This window comes from Streptomyces sp. NPDC048479 (assembly GCF_040651435.1).
GTDB lineage: Bacteria > Actinomycetota > Actinomycetes > Streptomycetales > Streptomycetaceae > Streptomyces.
On record NZ_JBEZKA010000014.1, the window covers coordinates 23724 to 40229 of the forward strand.

The 16506-nt window shown below is 70.4% G+C and carries 13 protein-coding genes; 6 read left to right on the forward strand and 7 right to left on the reverse strand.

Annotation, left to right across the window (positions count from 1 at the left end; genetic code table 11):
* Nucleotides 1-25: 25 nt before the first annotated feature.
* The 4 genes from AB0D12_RS21945 to AB0D12_RS21960 all read right to left on the reverse strand — a co-directional run bounded on the left by AB0D12_RS21945 (nucleotide 26) and on the right by AB0D12_RS21960 (nucleotide 5064).
* Nucleotides 26-1528: an FUSC family protein gene (locus AB0D12_RS21945; RefSeq protein ID WP_362685769.1), complete on the reverse strand. Its 1503-nt coding sequence runs from the start codon at nucleotides 1526-1528 to the stop codon at nucleotides 26-28.
* A gap of 492 nt (nucleotides 1529-2020) precedes the next feature.
* Nucleotides 2021-2473 carry an ATP-binding protein gene (locus AB0D12_RS21950; protein ID WP_362685292.1) on the reverse strand — a complete coding sequence of 151 codons (453 nt, stop codon included), beginning with the start codon at nucleotides 2471-2473 and terminating at the stop codon, nucleotides 2021-2023.
* A gap of 17 nt (nucleotides 2474-2490) precedes the next feature.
* Nucleotides 2491-2685 carry a DUF5999 family protein gene (locus tag AB0D12_RS21955; RefSeq protein ID WP_362685295.1) on the reverse strand — a complete coding sequence of 65 codons (195 nt, stop codon included), beginning with the start codon at nucleotides 2683-2685 and terminating at the stop codon, nucleotides 2491-2493.
* 225 nt (nucleotides 2686-2910) lie between these two features.
* Complete coding sequence (locus AB0D12_RS21960) at nucleotides 2911-5064, reverse strand: NB-ARC domain-containing protein (protein ID WP_362685298.1); 2154 nt, start codon at nucleotides 5062-5064, stop codon at nucleotides 2911-2913.
* A 252-nt stretch (nucleotides 5065-5316) separates the two neighbouring features.
* Here AB0D12_RS21960 and AB0D12_RS21965 point away from each other — a divergent pair, with 252 nt between their 5' ends.
* Nucleotides 5317-7617, forward strand: a complete 2301-nt coding sequence (locus AB0D12_RS21965; RefSeq protein ID WP_362685301.1) for a LuxR C-terminal-related transcriptional regulator — start codon at nucleotides 5317-5319, stop codon at nucleotides 7615-7617.
* A gap of 107 nt (nucleotides 7618-7724) precedes the next feature.
* Here the strand turns inward: AB0D12_RS21965 and AB0D12_RS21970 are convergent, their stop codons facing one another.
* Nucleotides 7725-8459, reverse strand: coding sequence for a TetR/AcrR family transcriptional regulator (locus AB0D12_RS21970; RefSeq protein WP_362685304.1), 735 nt, complete (start codon nucleotides 8457-8459; stop codon nucleotides 7725-7727).
* 153 nt (nucleotides 8460-8612) lie between these two features.
* Between AB0D12_RS21970 and AB0D12_RS21975 the strand changes: the two genes are divergently transcribed.
* The 4 genes from AB0D12_RS21975 to AB0D12_RS21990 all read left to right on the forward strand — a co-directional run bounded on the left by AB0D12_RS21975 (nucleotide 8613) and on the right by AB0D12_RS21990 (nucleotide 14431).
* Nucleotides 8613-9836 (forward strand): saccharopine dehydrogenase C-terminal domain-containing protein, encoded by a 1224-nt coding sequence (locus tag AB0D12_RS21975; protein ID WP_362685307.1) that lies wholly within the window; start codon nucleotides 8613-8615, stop codon nucleotides 9834-9836.
* Nucleotides 9837-9954: 118 nt separating this feature from the next.
* The gene (locus AB0D12_RS21980; protein ID WP_327321968.1) at nucleotides 9955-10437 is read left to right on the forward strand and encodes an Lrp/AsnC family transcriptional regulator; all 483 of its coding nucleotides are present in this window, start codon (nucleotides 9955-9957) and stop codon (nucleotides 10435-10437) included.
* Between the two features lie 67 nt (nucleotides 10438-10504).
* On the forward strand, nucleotides 10505-11200 hold the full coding sequence (locus AB0D12_RS21985; RefSeq protein ID WP_362685312.1) for an HAD family phosphatase: 696 nt from the start codon (nucleotides 10505-10507) through the stop codon (nucleotides 11198-11200).
* A gap of 75 nt (nucleotides 11201-11275) precedes the next feature.
* Nucleotides 11276-14431 carry a carboxyl transferase domain-containing protein gene (locus AB0D12_RS21990; protein ID WP_362685315.1) on the forward strand — a complete coding sequence of 1052 codons (3156 nt, stop codon included), beginning with the start codon at nucleotides 11276-11278 and terminating at the stop codon, nucleotides 14429-14431.
* 36 nt (nucleotides 14432-14467) lie between these two features.
* On the opposite strand, the gene AB0D12_RS21995 is transcribed toward AB0D12_RS21990, so the two are convergent.
* A complete protein-coding gene (locus AB0D12_RS21995) occupies nucleotides 14468-15307 on the reverse strand; it encodes an SDR family oxidoreductase (protein WP_362685318.1) in 840 nt (279 codons plus the stop codon).
* 96 nt (nucleotides 15308-15403) lie between these two features.
* Here AB0D12_RS21995 and AB0D12_RS22000 point away from each other — a divergent pair, with 96 nt between their 5' ends.
* Nucleotides 15404-15865, forward strand: coding sequence for a MarR family transcriptional regulator (locus tag AB0D12_RS22000; protein WP_327321972.1), 462 nt, complete (start codon nucleotides 15404-15406; stop codon nucleotides 15863-15865).
* 38 nt (nucleotides 15866-15903) lie between these two features.
* Here the strand turns inward: AB0D12_RS22000 and AB0D12_RS22005 are convergent, their stop codons facing one another.
* Nucleotides 15904-16419, reverse strand: a complete 516-nt coding sequence (locus AB0D12_RS22005) for a histidine phosphatase family protein (protein ID WP_362685322.1) — start codon at nucleotides 16417-16419, stop codon at nucleotides 15904-15906.
* Nucleotides 16420-16506 lie beyond the last annotated feature (87 nt).

The window sequence follows — 16506 nt, forward strand, 5'->3', positions numbered from 1 at the left end:
CCGCGGCTTGTGTCGTTGTGGCAGGTCAGGCAGGTACGAGGGGGGCGCGGGGAGAGGTGCGCAGGGGCGCGTCGAGCTCCGCGAGCGCCCGCTCCAGCCCGTGCAGATGGGTGAGGGCGGCCTCGGCCCCTGGGTGGTGCTGCGGCGCCCGCACGGAGTCGACGGAGGCCTTCGTCTGCCGGGTGGCAGGCGGCACCAGCGCGTGTACGGCGGCCTCGACGCGCCGGCAAGCGGCGGCCAGCCGGGCGTCGTGGGAGGCGTCCGGGTCGGCGGCGACGGTGGCGAGGCCGCGGACTTCGCGGGCGCAGTCGTCGAGCAGCGCGATCACCTGGCGGGCGCGCGCTTTGCGGGCGCGCAGCGGGCTGAGCGGATGGACGAGCGGGGCGAGCGAGAGCCGTACCCGGCCGAGCAGCAGCTCCAGTTCGGCGGCGAGCGGCGCCGGATCGGCCTCCTCCTCCCCGGCCAGTCGGCGCGCGGCCGCGGTGGTGCAGCCGTGGACGCAGTGCAGTGCGCGCCGGATCCACGCGTCGGTCGCGGTATGGGTGGTGACGGGCAGAATCAACGCGACACCGAGGGCCGCACCGAGCGCGCCGACCGCCGTCTCCTCGAAGCGCAGGAGCAGCAGCCCCGGGTGCAGGACGCCCAGCAGCCCGTACAGCAGACCGGCCATGACGGTGACGAAGAACATCATCCAGCTGTACGAGGGCGTGGCCGTGTAGAAGATGCCGAAGACGCAGACCGCGACCAGGGCGGCCGTCGGTGCCGGCGCGCCGCCGACCGGGACCGCGATCAGCAGTCCCGCGGCGATACCGGTGACGGTGCCGACGACGCGGCGGAAGCCACGGACCAGGGTCTCGCCGCGCGACGCGGTGTTGACGAAGATCCACCAGGCGGTGCCGACGGCCCAGTACCAGCGGTCCGGGGAGATCAGCAGCCCTGCGGCGAGCGCGACGCCGCAGGCGAAGGTCGCCTGGAAAGCCTGCCGGGTGGTGGGGCGGGCGAGCCCGCGGCCGGGGAGCGGCGCGGGCGCGGCGGGCGGCGGCGTACGCCGCTCGATGCACCACAGGCCGAAGCGGACGGCCGAGGAGGCGGTCAGGGCCAGCGCCACCGCCCCGTACAGCTCCGGCAGCTGCGCCGGTACCGCGTGCAGGAACTGGGTGACGAAGAACATCATGAACGCGAAGATGCCCAGTGCCTGCCCGCGCGGGCCCCAGCGCCTGGCGTAGACGCCGCAGAAGACCACGCTGAGCCAGGCGGTGGCGCGCAGCAGCGGCAGCTCGTGCAGAGCGGTCGCGAGCGCGAGGATGGGGAAGCCGGCGGCGGGCAGCAGGGCGGTGGTGACGGCCTGGCGGCGCACGGTCGGGTCGCCGAGCGTGAAGAGCGCGAGGAGCGCGGCGAGTCCGCCGGTGATCGAGGCGATCAGGGAGAGCCCGGCCAGCTCGGCTGCGGCGACGGCGAGGGCGACGCCGAGCACCGCTCGCGTCGAGACGCGCACTCGCACGCGCCCCGGATCGGGGGCCACAAACATCCGCTGCAGGCCGGTCATGCTCTTCATGACGGTCGCCCCGCCCCCCTTGCTGTTCACACGCCCTCTTCAGATATGGCAAAGGCGCCGCGGGTCCGGTCCGGCTCCGTCGCCGTTCCGGCGCTGCGCAGCGCCATCTCTCCGCAGAGGAAAGCATCACCGCACGCGGTGGCTCAACTCGATCGTGATGGACTGAGCCATTGGCACAGTCCAGGCCGGGAAGCGCGGGCCAGAGGAAGGCCAACGGACCGTGACGGTGAACACACTCGACACCCGCATCCTGCGGCTGCTGATCGAGCAGCCGCGCTCAGCCTCCGCGGGTAGAAGGCAGAAGGCCAGTCGGCCGCTCGGGGCGAGCGATCGTGAGGCCCAGGGGTGCAAGGCTGCGACGGAACTCGTCTCCCGGACCCCTGGGCCCATTTCGATGACTATCGGGCTGTTTGCTTCTCTTTGTGTCGTCGACAGGTCCCTCCTTCCGCCGTAGGGCGCGGCCCCCTATCCGGAGCCGACGCGGGTATGCAGCTCGAACCACACCACCTTCCCGGCGCTTGTCCGGTCGCTGCCCCAGGAACGGGACAGCAGGGTCAGCATGTACAGCCCGCGCCCCTCCTCCTCGTGCTCGCGGGCCTGGCGCCTCAGGGGTCCGGATGGGTTCGCGTCCTCGATCTCGCAACGTATCCCGCGGTGCCGGGAAGGCCGGCAGAAGGTGAGCCGGACCGGCCCCCACGCATGGCACAGGGCGTTGGTGACCAGTTCACTGACGAGCAGCTCCGTGTCGTCGATCTGCTCGTGGAGCGCCCATTGAGCCAGCTGGGTGCGGACGATTCGCCGCGCTTCTCGCACCGAGGACGGTTCGGGTGGCAGGAGCCAGGACCTTCTACCGGGGCTCTCGTCCGGAGGAACGCCGAGCCCGGCCTGCTGTGTCGGACCAGCCGCAAACTCAGGCATGGGCGCCGTGAACGGTTTCATGCCGCCCCGACCTCCAGGGCCTGAGCCGTGGGAGCGGACCTGACGTCGGGCAGGAGCTCACCCATGTCCTCGAACACCGTCACACCGTTGCAGAGGAGGCCCCAACCCTGCTCAGGGTGGTAGGCCACGAGGCGGGCAGCGTCATGGTCGGACGCGGTTGAGGATGGGCACGGTGGCTGGTGCTGGCACATTGCTCGGACCTTCGATTCTCCGCCCGACCGGGGCGGATCTCGTATGACGCGACCATCATGTGCCGACGACCAGCATGTCGGGAGGGGATAAATCCCCGTATCGATACCTGAGCCGCCCGAAGTGGGCCTGGTGGGCATCGTTGGGTGAGGGCGCAAACGCTCCGCGTGCGGCGCTACTGCGGATCCCGCTTCACCCGCCCCCTTCACTGACCGGCCGGCGCCTCTTCACTGGCCGGCCGCCACCTCCCGAGGGGGCCACGAAGCCGGGGCCGAGGAGCCGTACAGGGCCCATTCCGCCGCCCTGTCGCGTCCCATCCTCGCTCCGCGCCGTACTGCCGCGGTGTATCTGCGCTCGCCGAGCTCGGCGCGTAGACGGATTTCGGTCCTCTCGTGTCCCGCGGCCAGGTACTGGAACCCCGATTGCGCGATCCCTACGGAACGCCCCACGACCTCCGCCGCGCCCAGCAGCCGGGCACCGTCTTCCGCCTCGCCGGCTGAGGCGGCGGCCCAGGCCAGCGCCTCCAGGCAGAGGGCGATTCCCCATCCGTCCCCTACGACCCGGCGGGTCTTCAGGGCGTCGCGCAGGAGTTCTGCCGCATGGCGTGGCTCACCCTGGCGCCAGCGGTAGAGGCCGAGCGCCCACAGGGCGTAGGAGCGGGACCAGGGCGCCTGTGCCTCATCGCACAGGTCCAGGCACTCCTTCCCGACATCCGCGGCACGAGGATCGCCGGACATGGCACATGCCACGGTGAGCTGATACAGGGCGGTCATCAAGCCGTTGCGATCACCGGCCGCGCGGTGGCCTTCCACGGCTTTCTCCAGAAGGCCGATCGCCTGGCGGAAGTCGCCTTCGTAGAGCGCGCAGCCGCCCAGGAACTGCTCGGCATGGACGAGGGTGGTTGTATCGCGAAGCCGGAGCGCTAGGGCCCGGCACTCCTCCAGCTGCGGCAGCGCGGAGGACGTGTCGCCACGGAGCACCGACAGCCAGCCGTCCACCCACAGCGCCTTGCCGCGGGCCACCGTGTCCTGGGGTGCGAGCGCCAGTGCCCTGCCCAGCCAGTGGCGGCCCTCGCTGAGGAATCCGCTGCACAGCCAGTGGAACCACAGCGAGGCGGCGATATCCAGCCCCTCCTGCACCTGACCGGGCTCGCTGAGGCAGAACTCCAGGGCGGTGCGGAGGTTGGCGTGCTCACTCTGCAGCCGGGCGAGCCAGGTCTCCTGTCGCGGGCTCAGCCACTCCGCCTCCGCGCGGTCCACCAGCTGGTGGTACCAGTCCCGGTGGCGTTGTTGCAGGGCCGGCTTCTGCCCGGCCTCGGCCAGGCGCTCCGCGCCGTACTGCCGAATCGTTTCCAGCAGGCGGTAGCGCACCTGGGCACCCTGCTCCTCCCGGATCAGAACCGACTTGTCGACCAGCCCGGCCACCAGGTCGAGGATGCTCTCCTCGGGTATGCCGTCACCGGAGCAGACCGCTTCGACCGCGTCCAGCCCGCAGCTCCCGGCGAAGACCGATGTGCGTGCCCACACCCGCTGCTCACCGGGGGAACACAGATCGAAGCTCCAGTCGATCGAGGCGCGCAGGGTCTCGTGGCGGGGCAGGTCCGCCGTGGTGTTGTCCGGGGACAGTTCGAGGCGCTCGTCCAGCAGCCGGAGGATCTCTTGGGGCGTGAACGTCCTGAGCTGCGCCGCGGCCAGTTCGATGGCGAGCGGGATGCCGTCCAGATGCCGGCAGAGCCGGACGACCGTCTCCAGGTTTTCGGGGCCGAGGGTGAACTCCGGCGACGCCTCCGCCGCCCGCCGCTGGAACAGCCTGACCGCTGCATAGTGAGCGGCTGCCTCGGGGCGGAGCGTTCGATGGGGTTCCGGCACGGCCAGTGCGGGCACCGAGAGGACGGACTCGCCGTACACCCCCAGGGGCTGGCGGCTGGTGGCCAGCACGCGCAGCCGGGGAGCCGCGCGCAGCAGGCGGTCGGTGAGCGCCGCGCAGCTGTCCAGGATGTGCTCGCAGTTGTCCAGGACCAACAGGGAACGCGTGTCACGAAGGCGGTCGCAGAGCAGGTCCGACGGGTGCCGGGCCGACTGGTCCCGCAGGCCGATCCCCGTCGCGACAGTCTGCGCCAGCAGCCCTTCGTCCTCCAGCGCGCCGAGCTCGACCAGCCAATCACCGTCCGGGAACGCCCTTCGCACCTCGTCGGCAACTCCCGTTGCCAGCTTGGTCTTGCCCACGCCACCCACACCCGTGAGGGTCACCAGGCGGGAATGCCGCAGCATCTTTTTGGCCTCGGCGAGCTGCTGTCGGCGGCCGATCAGGGAGGACTCGTCGCCGAAGGAAGCGCCCCGCCGTAGGTGGGGACCGGTGCCATTGGCGCCGTGGGCGGACATAACACCATGGTTGCACCTGCGGCGGGAGGACCGGATTTCCCCTCCGGCCTTTCAGCCGGGCGGGGGCGTCCGGAGCCGCCGCCCGGGGACCGTCGGAGCCGCAGAGGATTAGGCTGGACGGCGTCGGCCCGGTTCACGAACGGCCTGTGGCTCCGTGGATCGGACCGATCCGAGGAATCGATGACTGTCGTGGCACCAAGCGTCTCGACACGTCGGCAGGAGGGTTGGCTGCCTGCCGAGGTGACGAGCTTCGTGGGACGTCGGCACGAGGTGGCCGAGGTCCGCAACAGGCTGTCCGGATCGCGTCTGGTGACGCTCACGGGTGTGGGGGGAGTCGGCAAGACGCGGCTGGCGTCACATGTCGCAGCCGAGGTCCGGTCGGCGTTTCCGGACGGTGTGTGGCTCATCGAACTCGCGGGCCTGGAGAATTCCGAGCTGCTCGCCCAGACCGTCGCCGAAGCGCTGGAGATCCGTGACCATTCCTCCCGCGGGCCACTGGACATCCTCACCGAACACCTCCGGGACAAGCGCACACTGGTGATCCTGGACAACTGCGAGCATCTGCTGCCGCAGTGCGCCGTGCTGGCCGATTCTCTGCTTCGCTCCGCCCCCGATCTGAAGATCCTGGCCACCAGTCGGCAGGTGTTGGGCCTCCCTTACGAGCACACCCTGGCCGTGCCGACGCTGGGCCTGCCGAGCACCGGGAAACCCCGGCTGTCCCTCAAGTCGCTGGCCCGGTGCGACGCCGTACGGCTGTTCACCGAGAGGGCGGGCGCCGTCCTGCCCGGGTTCTCCGTCACCGAGGCCAACCGTGAAGCAGTGGAACGGATTTGCCGGCAGCTGGACGGCATCCCTCTGGGAATCGAGCTTGCCGTCGTCCGGCTGCGGGCCCTGTCCGTACAGCAGTTGCTGGAGCGGCTGGACGACCGGTTCCAGCTGCTGACCGCCGGTTCGCGGGCGGTGCTCCCGCGCCACCAGACACTGCGCGCGCTGATCGACTGGAGTTACGTTCTGTGCACCGGTCAAGAGCGGCTGCTCTGGGCTCGCGCCTCCGTGTTCACCGGCGGCTTCGATCTGGAGGCGGCCGAGGAGGTCTGCTCCGGCGACAGCATCAGCCGTGAAGAGATCCTCGATGTGGTGACCGGGCTTGTCGACAAGTCGGTCCTTCTCAGGGAGGAGCCCCATTCGACGGTGCGCTACCGACTGCTGGACACACTGCGGCAGTACGGCCGGGAACAGCTCGTCGCAGCTGGGCATACGGCACCCTTGCAACGGCGCCACCGTGACTACTACCGGCGGCTGGCGGCCGAAGCGCGTGCCGAGTTGTTCGGCCCGTCCCAAGTGGCCTGGTTCGCACGGCTCCACCTGGAGCACACCAACCTGCGCACTGCCCTGGAGTACAGCTTCGCCGAATCCGGGGAGGCCGAGACCGGCCTGAGCATGGCCTCGGACCTGCTCTACCACTGGATCACCAGCTACTACCTCGGCGAGGGACGGCGCTGGCTGGACGAGGGGCTCGCCGTCTGCACCGAACCGAACCAGGTCCGCGCCCGAGCGCTGTGGACCAACAGCTGGCTGGCCGTCATCCAGTCGGAGACCGCCGCCGCGGCGGCCATGCTCGAGGAGAGCGGGAAGCTCGGGAAACGGCTCGCGGACGACTCCGTAGTCGCCTACACCGCGCTGTACTCCGGCATGATCGCCATGTATCGGGGAGACGCCGAATCCGCGATCGGGCTCTACGAGGACGCGGTGGCCCGGCACCAGGCCGTCAACGACCCCGTGGGACTCGCGCTGGCGCTGATCCGGCTCTCCCTCGTCCACTCGTTCCTCGGTGACTCGCCGCGCGCCATCGCCTTCGGAGAGGAGTCGCTGAGGGTGTGCGACACGTACGGAGAGGGCTGGCACAGGGCCTACACGACGATGGCGCTCGGAATCGAGGTCTGGCGCCAGGGCGACGCCCGTCGCGCCGCCGAGCTCGAGAAGGCGAGCCTGGTCTTCAACCGTTCGCTCGACGATCCGCTGGGGGTCGGCGTCAACCTTGAGGTGCTGGCCTGGATCGCCGCCACGGAGGAGCAGTACGAGCGCGCCGCCCGGCTCCTGGGCGTCCTGCAGACCGTCTGGCAGGCGATCGGCGCGCCGCTGTCCGGGTACGGACACCTCGTCAAATACCACGACGAATGCGCGTCGCGCACCAGCCGGGCCCTTGGTGCCACGGCCTTCCGTGCTGCCGTCAGGAAGGGTTCCCAGCTCTCCTACGCCGAAGCACTCGGCTACGCGCTCGAGGAACACCCGGCGGCGGAACCGAGCGGAGAGGATGAGCGGCCGTCACCGCTCACCCGTCGGGAGACCGAGATCGCCCATCTGGTCGCGCAGGGGCTGAGCAACAAGGAGATCGCGGCCACGCTGGTGATCGCCCAGCGCACGGCGGAGGGCCATATCGAGCACATACTGAGCAAACTCGGCTTCACCTCCCGTGCCCAGGTGGCTGTCTGGGTCCTCGAGCGCGACCGCTCAGTCAACGGGGACGAGCGCTCTCCCCAGGGCGGCCCGTGACCCGCCGAAGGCACCGTGAACCGGCTCCGCGGCCAACTACCCTTTGTGCATCCAAGGTGAGCACTTGGACGATACGGCGGTCGGCGAAGGCGAAGAGCCGAGCAGGCTCAGCCGCTCCCGCTCCCGCCGCCGTCCCCGCGCTGTTCTTCGCGAAGCCGAGTTGATGCGCTGTCCAGCAGCATCTCCAGCGCGGTGGGATACGCACTGTGGTTCATCCGGGCGACCAGCAGATGCGCCGTCGCTGCGATGTGCGGATGAGTCGCGGCGGGCAGCCGGGCGTACGTGGCCTGCCAGACCTCCTCGTCCGCCGCGCGTGCCGCCGTCGGCAGCGCCAGCGAGGCCGCGTCCAGCGCGGCGAACGCCAGGCTCTGATCGATGAACGCGTGATAGATCCGGACCGACTCGGCGTCCGGGAAGCCGGCTGTGCGCAGCAGCCCCAGGATCGTCTCGTCAGCCGCCACTTCGTAACCCTTGCCCGTCACGCGGCTGGCGGTCAGCACTGCCGCCTGCGGATGCTCGAGATACGCGGCATGGATGCGCAGCCCCAGCTCCCGTAGGTCGGCGCGCCAGTCGCCGGTGCCCTCCCAGCACGCCAGGGCACGGCCGATCAGCATGTTCCCGATGGCCAGCGTCAGGTCGTCGATGCCGCTGAAGTACCGGTACAGCGTGCTGGGGTCCGCCCCCAGGGCGGTGCCGAGGCGGCGGACGGTCAGGCCCGCGCTCCCGTGCTCCCGCAGCATGCGCAGCGCCGTCTCCACGATCAGCTGCTCCGACAGCACCGCCCCGTTCTTCGTGGGACGCCGCCGCCTCCGGGCCTCCTCCGGCACCACAGGCTTGGGCACGGCACGCTCCCTCCACCACCATCACCCTGACCCGACCCAGCTTATGCCAACAGGGTTGACGTTAAAAGCGGCGGGCGCGTTGGATCGGATCCGACAAGCGGCGCGCCCCACAATCGGCGCCTGCACACCGTGTCCGGGAAACGGAGTTTGGCCATGCGTGTTCTTCTCGTGGGAGCCGGCGGCGTCGGCACCGCCATTACCCGGATCGCCGCCCGCCGGTCCTTCTTCGACCACATGGTCGTTGCCGACTACGACATCTCCCGCGCCCAGGCCGCGGTCGCGGCCCTGGAACCGGACGGCCGCTTCAGCGCCGAACGGATCGACGCGAGCGACGAGACGGCCGTCACCTCACTGCTGCACCGGCAGCGCTGCGACGTCCTGCTCAATGCCACCGACCCCCGCTTCGTGATGCCGCTGTTCCAGGCGGCCCTGGCCGCCGGGGCGCACTACCTGGACATGGCGATGTCGCTGTCCCGCCCGCACCCGGAGCGCCCCTACGAACTGACCGGCGTCAAGCTCGGCGACACTCAGTTCGAACGGGCCGCGGACTGGGAGAAGGCCGGACTGCTCGCCCTGGTCGGCATCGGTGTCGAGCCGGGACTGTCCGATGTCTTCGCCCGCCACGCCGCCGAGGAACTCTTCGACGAGATCGAGGAGATCGGCATCCGCGACGGAGCGAACCTCACGGTCGACGGCTATGACTTCGCGCCCTCGTTCAGCATCTGGACCACCATCGAGGAATGCCTCAATGCGCCCGTCGTCTACGAGGCCGACCGCGGCTGGTTCACCACCGCCCCCTTCAGCGAGCCCGAGGTCTTCGACTTCCCCGAGGGGATCGGCCCCGTCGAGTGCGTCAACGTCGAGCACGAGGAGGTCCTGCTGGTCCCACGCTGGGTGGACGCGGGACGCGTCACCTTCAAGTACGGCCTCGGCGAGGACTTCATCCGTACGCTGCAGACACTGCACCTGCTGGGCCTCGACCGCACCGATCCGGTGCCGGTGCCCGCGGCGGACGGATCGGGCACGGTCCAGGTCTCTCCGCGGGACATGGTCGCCGCCTGTCTGCCGGACCCGGCGGCCCTCGGGGAGCGCATGCACGGCAAGACCTGCGCGGGCACCTGGGTCAAGGGAACCAAGGACGGCCGCCCGCGCGAGGTCTACCTGTACCACGTGGTCGACAATCAGTGGTCCATGCGTGAGTACGGCTGCCAGGCCGTCGTGTGGCAGACCGCCATAAACCCCGTCGTGGCCCTGGAACTCATCGCCGCCGGCACCTGGACCGGAAGCGGCGTCCTCGGCCCCGAAGCCCTCCCCGCCCGACCCTTCCTGGACCTGCTGACCGAGTACGGCTCACCGTGGGGCATGCGCGAGCAGTGACTCGCCCTCTCCGCAGAGGAAGGTCTCACCGCACCCAGTGGCTCAACTCGATCGCGATAGACTGGGCCATTGGCGCTGTCCAGGGCGGAGCTCGGGCCGGAGGGAGGCCAACGGGCGCATGACGGTGGACACACTCGACACCCGCATCCTGCGGCTGCTGATCGAACAGCCGCGCACCAGCGTGCGTGAGTACGCCCGGATCCTCGGCATCGCGCGCGGCACCCTGCAGGCCAGGATCGACAGGCTGGAACGTGACGGCGTGATCACCGGCACGGGTCCGTACCTCTCCCCCGCCGCCCTTGGGCATCCGGTGCTCGCCTTCGTCCATATCGAGGTCACGCAGGGGCATCTGGACGAGGTCGGCGACGCGCTCGCGGCCGTGCCCGAGATCATCGAGGCGTTCTCGATCACCGGCGGCGGTGATCTGCTCACGCGCGTCGCCGCGCGGGACAACGGGCATCTCGAGGACGTCATCCAGCGGCTGATCCAGCTGCCGGGCGTGGTGCGTACGCGCACCGAGATGGCACTGCGCGAGCGCGTGCCGCACCGGCTGCTGCCGCTGGTCGAGTCGGTGGGCCGGGCCGCCGGCACGTCGCGCTGAGCATCGGCTCGGCAAGGATGAGCACCGGCTCGGCACAGTCGAACCGAGTCTTGGCATGCTGGTGCGCATGAGCACTTCGCGCACCACTTCTGTCATCTTCGATCTCGACGGCACACTGGTGGACAGCGAACCGAACTACTACGAGGCGGGGCGCCGACTGCTGGCCCAGCACGGCGTGGCGGACTTCAGCTGGGAGCACCACACCCGGTTCATCGGGATCGGGACGCGGGAGACGCTGGAGATCCTGCGTGGGCAGTACGGGATCGAGGTGCCGGTCGAGGAACTGCTGGCCGCGAAGAACCGCCACTATCTGGAGCTGGCGCGCGCTTCGACGGATGTCTTCCCGGAGATGTGGAAGTTCGTGGAGCGGCTCCACACGGAGGGGGTACCGATGGCGGTGGCGTCCGGCTCGTCCCGCGCCGCCATCGAGGCGGTGCTCGCCGGCACCGGTCTCGACGGGTTCATCCCCACGATCGTCTCCGCCGAGGAGGTCGCACAGGGCAAGCCCGAGCCCGATGTCTTCCTGGAGGCCGCGCGCCGTCTCGGTGCCGGTCCTGCCGACTGTGTGGTGCTGGAGGACGCGGCGCCGGGTGCGGCGGCGGCGCACGCCGCAGGTATGCGCTGCATCGCTGTCCCCTATGTCCCGGCGACGGCCGGCGACCCGGCGTTCCAGTCCGCGGGGCTGCTCTTCGCGGGCGGACAGAGCGAGTTCACGGCGCAGGCCGCCTACGACTGGCTCGTTCCGCAGGCTCCCTCCGTCTGATCTTGGACGTCGGGGACCTTGCGCCGGTGGAATCGGCCGATGAGCATGGCGGCGCCGCCTTCTCTGGAGGAACTCATGGGTTCTGCCGCCGTACTCGTCGCCAATCGCGGGGAGATCGCCGTACGGGTGCTGCGCGCCGCCGCTGAGGCCGGAATGCGGACCGCGGCCGTGTACGCCGAGGACGACGCGGGATCACCGCATGTCCAACTGGCCGACGAGGCAGTGCCGTTGCCCGGATCGGGGCCTGCCGCATACCTGGACGGCGGGGCGGTGCTGGCTGCGGCGCGGCGTGCGCGGTGCGCCCTGCTGCACCCCGGATACGGATTCCTCAGCGAGGACGCCGGTTTCGCCGCGCGCTGCGCGGAGACGGGGATCGGCTTTGTCGGGCCATCGCCCGAGGTGCTGGCACTCTTCGGCGACAAGGCGCGCGCACGGGTCCTCGCCGAGCGGGTCGGTGTGCCGGTGCTCGCGGGAACGCGAGGGGCGACCGGCCTGGAGGAGGCCCGGGAGTTCCTCACGGAGCTGGGTCCCGGCGCGGCGGTGATGGTGAAGGCCGTGGGCGGGGGCGGCGGGCGCGGGATGCGGGCCGTGCATGCCGTCGACGATCTTGCGGATGCCTGGGAGCGCTGCCGGTCGGAGGCTCTGCGGTCCTTCGGACGGGGCGAGTTGTACGCCGAGCGGCTGCTGGAGGGCGCCCGCCATATCGAGGTGCAGGTCCTTGGTGACACCACCGGGGCGGTGACCCATCTGTGGGAGCGGGACTGCAGCGCCCAGCGCCGCCACCAGAAGCTGATCGAGATCGCTCCGGCGCCCGCGCTGCCCCCGCAGCTGCGGGACCGGCTGCTGGATGCCGCTCTGCGGATGGCGCGCGAGGCGGGCGTCACCGGGCTCACGACCTTCGAATTCCTCCTCGCCGGTGAGGAGTTCCACTTCATCGAGGCCAATCCGCGGCTCCAGGTGGAGCACACCGTCACCGAGGAGGTGACGGGCGTGGATCTGGTCTCCGTGCAACTGCGTCTCGCCCAGGGCGAGACGCTGGAGTCGCTCGGTCTCGCCGAGTCTCCACCGCCCCGCGGGTTTGCCGTGCAGGCCCGGGTGTACGCGGAAGAGCCCGGGACTGTGAGCCGGTTCGAGGTACCGACGGGGCCCGGCGTACGGGTGGACACGGCGACCCGTGCCGGGCTGACGACGGGCACCCGGTACGACCCTCTCCTTGCGAAAGTGATCGCTCGGGTGCCGGCGGGCGCCGGTTTCGCGGCGGCGTGCGAGCGGACCGGGCGGGCGCTCGGCGAGTTCGGGATCGAGGGCGTACGGACCGGGATTCCGCTGCTCCGGGTGGTACTTGCGGATCCGGAGTTCGCCGCGGGCGGCACGGACACCGGCTTCCTCGAAGGGCTCGCAGACCTCCCGGGTACGGCGGCCCCCGATGGGGGCACTGCCGGGGCACCGATGAGCGGCACCGTCGTGGCGGTCGATGTCGCGCCCGGAGACAGGGTGCGGAGCGGGCAGCAGTTGCTCGTCCTCGAGGCGATGAAGATGGAGCACGTGGTCAGGGCGGGCGCGGCCGGGACCGTACGGTCCGTGCCGACGGCGGTGGGCGACACGGTGGCAGAGGGACAGGCTCTGGTACTGCTCGATCCGGCCGGTGGCGAGCCTGCCGATGACGGGCCGGTCGAGGAGGGCGTCGACCTCGGCTCCGTACGCCCGGATCTCGCCGAGTCGCTGCGCCGCCATGCGATCGGCCTGGACGAGAACCGTCCCGACGCGGTGGCCAAACGGCATCGGATCGGCCGCCGCACAGCCCGCGAGAACATCGACGCACTCTGCGACCCGGGCAGCTTCACAGAGTTCGGGGCACTCGCCATCGCCGCCCAGCGGCGCCGCCGCTCGCTGGAGGACCTGATCGTCGCCACACCCGCCGACGGCATGGTCACCGGCACCGGGAGGGTCGACGGGACGCCGTGCGTGGCGATGTCGTACGACTACACGGTGCTCGCGGGCACTCAGGGGCACCAGAACCACCGCAAGACCGACCGGATGCTGCAGCTCGCCGAGCGGCGGCGGCTTCCTGTGGTGCTGTTCGCGGAGGGCGGCGGCGGGCGGCCGGGCGATACGGACACCACGGCCGTCGCAGGGCTCGATCTCATGACGTTTCACCAGATGGGGCGGCTCAGCGGTCTGGTGCCGCTGGTCGGGGTCGTGTCCGGGCGCTGTTTCGCGGGCAACGCGGCGCTGCTCGGCTGCTGCGATGTGGTGATCGCGACGCCCGAGGCGACGATCGGCATGGGTGGCCCGGCGATGATCGAGGGCGGCGGGCTCGGAGTGCACCGGCCCGAGGATGTCGGTCCGCTCTCCGTCCAGGTACCGAACGGCGTGGTGGACATCGCGGTCGCCGACGAAGCGGAGGCGGTGGGAGTGGCGCGCCAGTACCTCTCGTACTTCGGGGGCCCGCAAGGCAGTTGGGACTCCGCCGACCCGCGGGCGCTGCGTCACGCCGTGCCCGAGAACCGGCGCCGGGCGTACGACATTCGGGTGGCGGTCCAGGGGCTCGCGGACACCGGCTCGGTGCTGGAGCTGCGCCGCGGTTTCGGGACCGGCGTGATCACCGCACTGGTACGGATCGAGGGCCGTCCGATGGGCCTGATCGCCAACAACCCCGGGCAGCTGGGCGGCGCGATCGACAGCGACGCCGCCGACAAAGCCGCCCGCTTCCTGCAGCTGTGCGACGCCCACGGCCTACCGGTCGTCTCACTCTGCGATACGCCCGGTTTCATGGTCGGTCCTGACGCGGAACGGACCGCGACCGTACGCCACTTCTCCCGGCTCTTTGTGACGGGCGCCCATCTCGGCGTACCGCTGGTCTGCCTGATCCTGCGGAAGGCGTACGGACTCGGCGCGATGGCCATGATGGGCGGCTCGACACGGGCTCCCCTGGCCACCGCCGCCTGGCCGAGCGGCGAGCTCGGCGGCATGGGCCTGGAGGGTGCGGTACGCCTCGGCTACCGCAATGAGCTGGCCGCGATCGAGGATGCCGAGGAACGGCAGCGGGCCTTCGATGCGCGCGTCGCCGAGCTGTACGAGCACGGCAAGGCGGTCAACGCGGCGGCCGCGCTGGAGATCGACGCGGTGATCGACCCGGCGGACTCGCGGCGCTGGATCCTGGCAGCGCTGGACGCCTGGTCGCCGGAGCCGGACGGGGCGGCGCGGCGGCCGTACGTCGACACCTGGTAGCCACGCCGTCATGCGGTCGGCGTCCGTCGCGCGTGGTCAGCCGACCCAGCCGCCGGTGAGGCCGAGCACCGCCGAACCGTCCAGGTCGTTGAGCTTGGTGCCGGTGAAGGCGCGGGCCCAGTCGGACGTCTGGATACGGAACGCGGGCCGGTCCGCGGTCAGCGCCTGCAGAACCGACTCGGCAGCCTCGGCCGGGGTCTGTGCGCCGCTGAGGAACTGCGAGACGGTGCGTTCCACGTAGGACCGCAGCGCATCGGTGTACGGACCGGCCGTGGCAATCGCGGCCTCCGGGTCGACACCGATGTTGCTGACGAACTCGGTCGCCACAGCGCCGGGTTCGACGACGGAGACGGTCACACCGAGCTTGGCAGCCACCGGCGCCAGGCTCTCCATGTAGCCCTCGACGGCGAACTTCGCAGCGCAGTAAGCCTCATTGAACGGCTGCCCGATGACCCCACCGACGCTGGTGACGGTGATCAGACGGCCACCGGAGGCTCGAAGGTGGGGCAGGGCCGCCTTGGAGACATGGAGCACTCCGAAGAAGTTGACCTCCATCACCTTGCGCACATCGGCAACCGTCTCGTTCTCGAGCGTGCCGAGGTGCCCGGCACCCGCATTGTTGATCACGGCGTCGAGGCGGCCGTGGTCACTGATGACGCCCTCGATCGCGGCGGCGACGGAGGTCTCGTCGGTGACGTCGAGCTGCCGGATGTCGAGCTCGACCCCGGCGTCCGCGGCCGCCTTGCGCAGCGCGTCGGCGCGGCTGGTGTCGCGCAGGGTGGCCACGGTCTGCCAGCCGGCCCGCGCGGCGGCGACGGCGGCGGCCAGGCCGATGCCCGAGGAGGTGCCGGTGATCAGAACAACCTTGGAAGACATGGTGTGCCTTTCGTGCATGGACACTGAGCAATTCAGTGCGTGTACACACACCATAACAATTCTGTGCGTGCACACGCAACAGGTAGGATCGGGCCCATGGCAAAAAGGAAGCTCACCCAGGCAGAGATGCCCGTGGCCGACCACGCCTTCTACGGACTGGTCTGGGCCGGAACCGTTCTGACCGAACGCGTGGACCGCGCCCTGAGCAAGGCCCACGACCTGCCGGTCTCCTGGTTCGAGGTGATGCTCTGGCTCGCCTCGAACCCGGATCCTGTTCCGGCCTCCGTGCTCGGCAACAGCACCATGCTCAGCCGCAGCCAGGTGTCCCGCGTCATCGACGCCCTCCAGAGCCGCGGTCTTGTCACCCGCACCCCGTCCCCTCGTGACGCGCGCTCTGTCGAAGTGGCCCTGACGCCGGAGGGCCACCAGCTTTTCGAAGAGGCCGACGCCACGCGACGCTCCTGCCTGGCTCCGGTCTTCACCGACCTCCTCGACACGGAGGATCTCGAAGCGCTCAGCACGGTGTGGCACAAGCTCAAGGCCGGCAAGGACGACTGACGCCTGCTCTCCGAGTGCCGAGCGGCTCCCCGTACCGGTCAAGTCCCCCGAGGGACCGCCATATCGGTGAGCAGAGCCGCGCCGGGGGCGAGCTCGGACCAGTCGCCGTGCCAGGTGAGAACGGCGATGGCGCTGGTGGGGAACTTCTCGCGGGTACGCTTCAGGGCGTCGCCGAGCGCCTCCGCAGCCAGTGACAGCACCAGCTCCTGGACTCCAGGGTTGTGACCGGCCAGCAGCAACGTGTCTACGGATGCGGGTGTTTCACGTACGACAGCGAGCAGTGTGTGGAGGTCCGCATCGTAGACGCGGTCCTCGTGCTGCACGGGTGGCTGGGTTTCAAGGTGTTCGGCTGCCAGTTCCCAGGTCTCTCGGGCACGGACAGCGGTGGAGCAGATCACAAGGTCCGGGGTGTAACGGGCGTCCCGCAGCCAGCGACCGGCAGCGGAGGCGTCCCTACGGCCCCGCCCGGTGAGCGGTCGGTCGAAGTCCGCCATATCCGGTGGCCGGGCTGACTTGGCGTGCCGCAGGACGATCAGCCGACGCAGTGCTGTCACAAGAACTCCCGCCGTCGATGGTCCATGCCCGACCGCCAGTATCCTGCCGCTGCGCGTGCTGTGCGGCTGAGGTCTCGGTTTTCCTGG

What these genes read in the sequence shown, in the direction of transcription:
- AB0D12_RS21945 (WP_362685769.1), bottom strand. Translation starts at nt 1,528, where the DNA reads ATGTTTGTGGCCCCCGATCCGGGGCGCGTGCGAGTGCGCGTCTCGACG.
- AB0D12_RS21950 (WP_362685292.1), bottom strand. Translation starts at nt 2,473, where the DNA reads ATGCCTGAGTTTGCGGCTGGTCCGACACAGCAGGCCGGGCTCGGCGTT.
- AB0D12_RS21955 (WP_362685295.1), bottom strand. Translation starts at nt 2,685, where the DNA reads ATGTGCCAGCACCAGCCACCGTGCCCATCCTCAACCGCGTCCGACCAT.
- AB0D12_RS21960 (WP_362685298.1), bottom strand. Translation starts at nt 5,064, where the DNA reads ATGTCCGCCCACGGCGCCAATGGCACCGGTCCCCACCTACGGCGGGGC.
- AB0D12_RS21975 (WP_362685307.1), top strand. Translation starts at nt 8,613, where the DNA reads ATGCGTGTTCTTCTCGTGGGAGCCGGCGGCGTCGGCACCGCCATTACC.
- AB0D12_RS21980 (WP_327321968.1), top strand. Translation starts at nt 9,955, where the DNA reads ATGACGGTGGACACACTCGACACCCGCATCCTGCGGCTGCTGATCGAA.
- AB0D12_RS21985 (WP_362685312.1), top strand. Translation starts at nt 10,505, where the DNA reads ATGAGCACTTCGCGCACCACTTCTGTCATCTTCGATCTCGACGGCACA.
- AB0D12_RS21990 (WP_362685315.1), top strand. Translation starts at nt 11,276, where the DNA reads ATGGGTTCTGCCGCCGTACTCGTCGCCAATCGCGGGGAGATCGCCGTA.
- AB0D12_RS21995 (WP_362685318.1), bottom strand. Translation starts at nt 15,307, where the DNA reads ATGTCTTCCAAGGTTGTTCTGATCACCGGCACCTCCTCGGGCATCGGC.
- AB0D12_RS22000 (WP_327321972.1), top strand. Translation starts at nt 15,404, where the DNA reads ATGGCAAAAAGGAAGCTCACCCAGGCAGAGATGCCCGTGGCCGACCAC.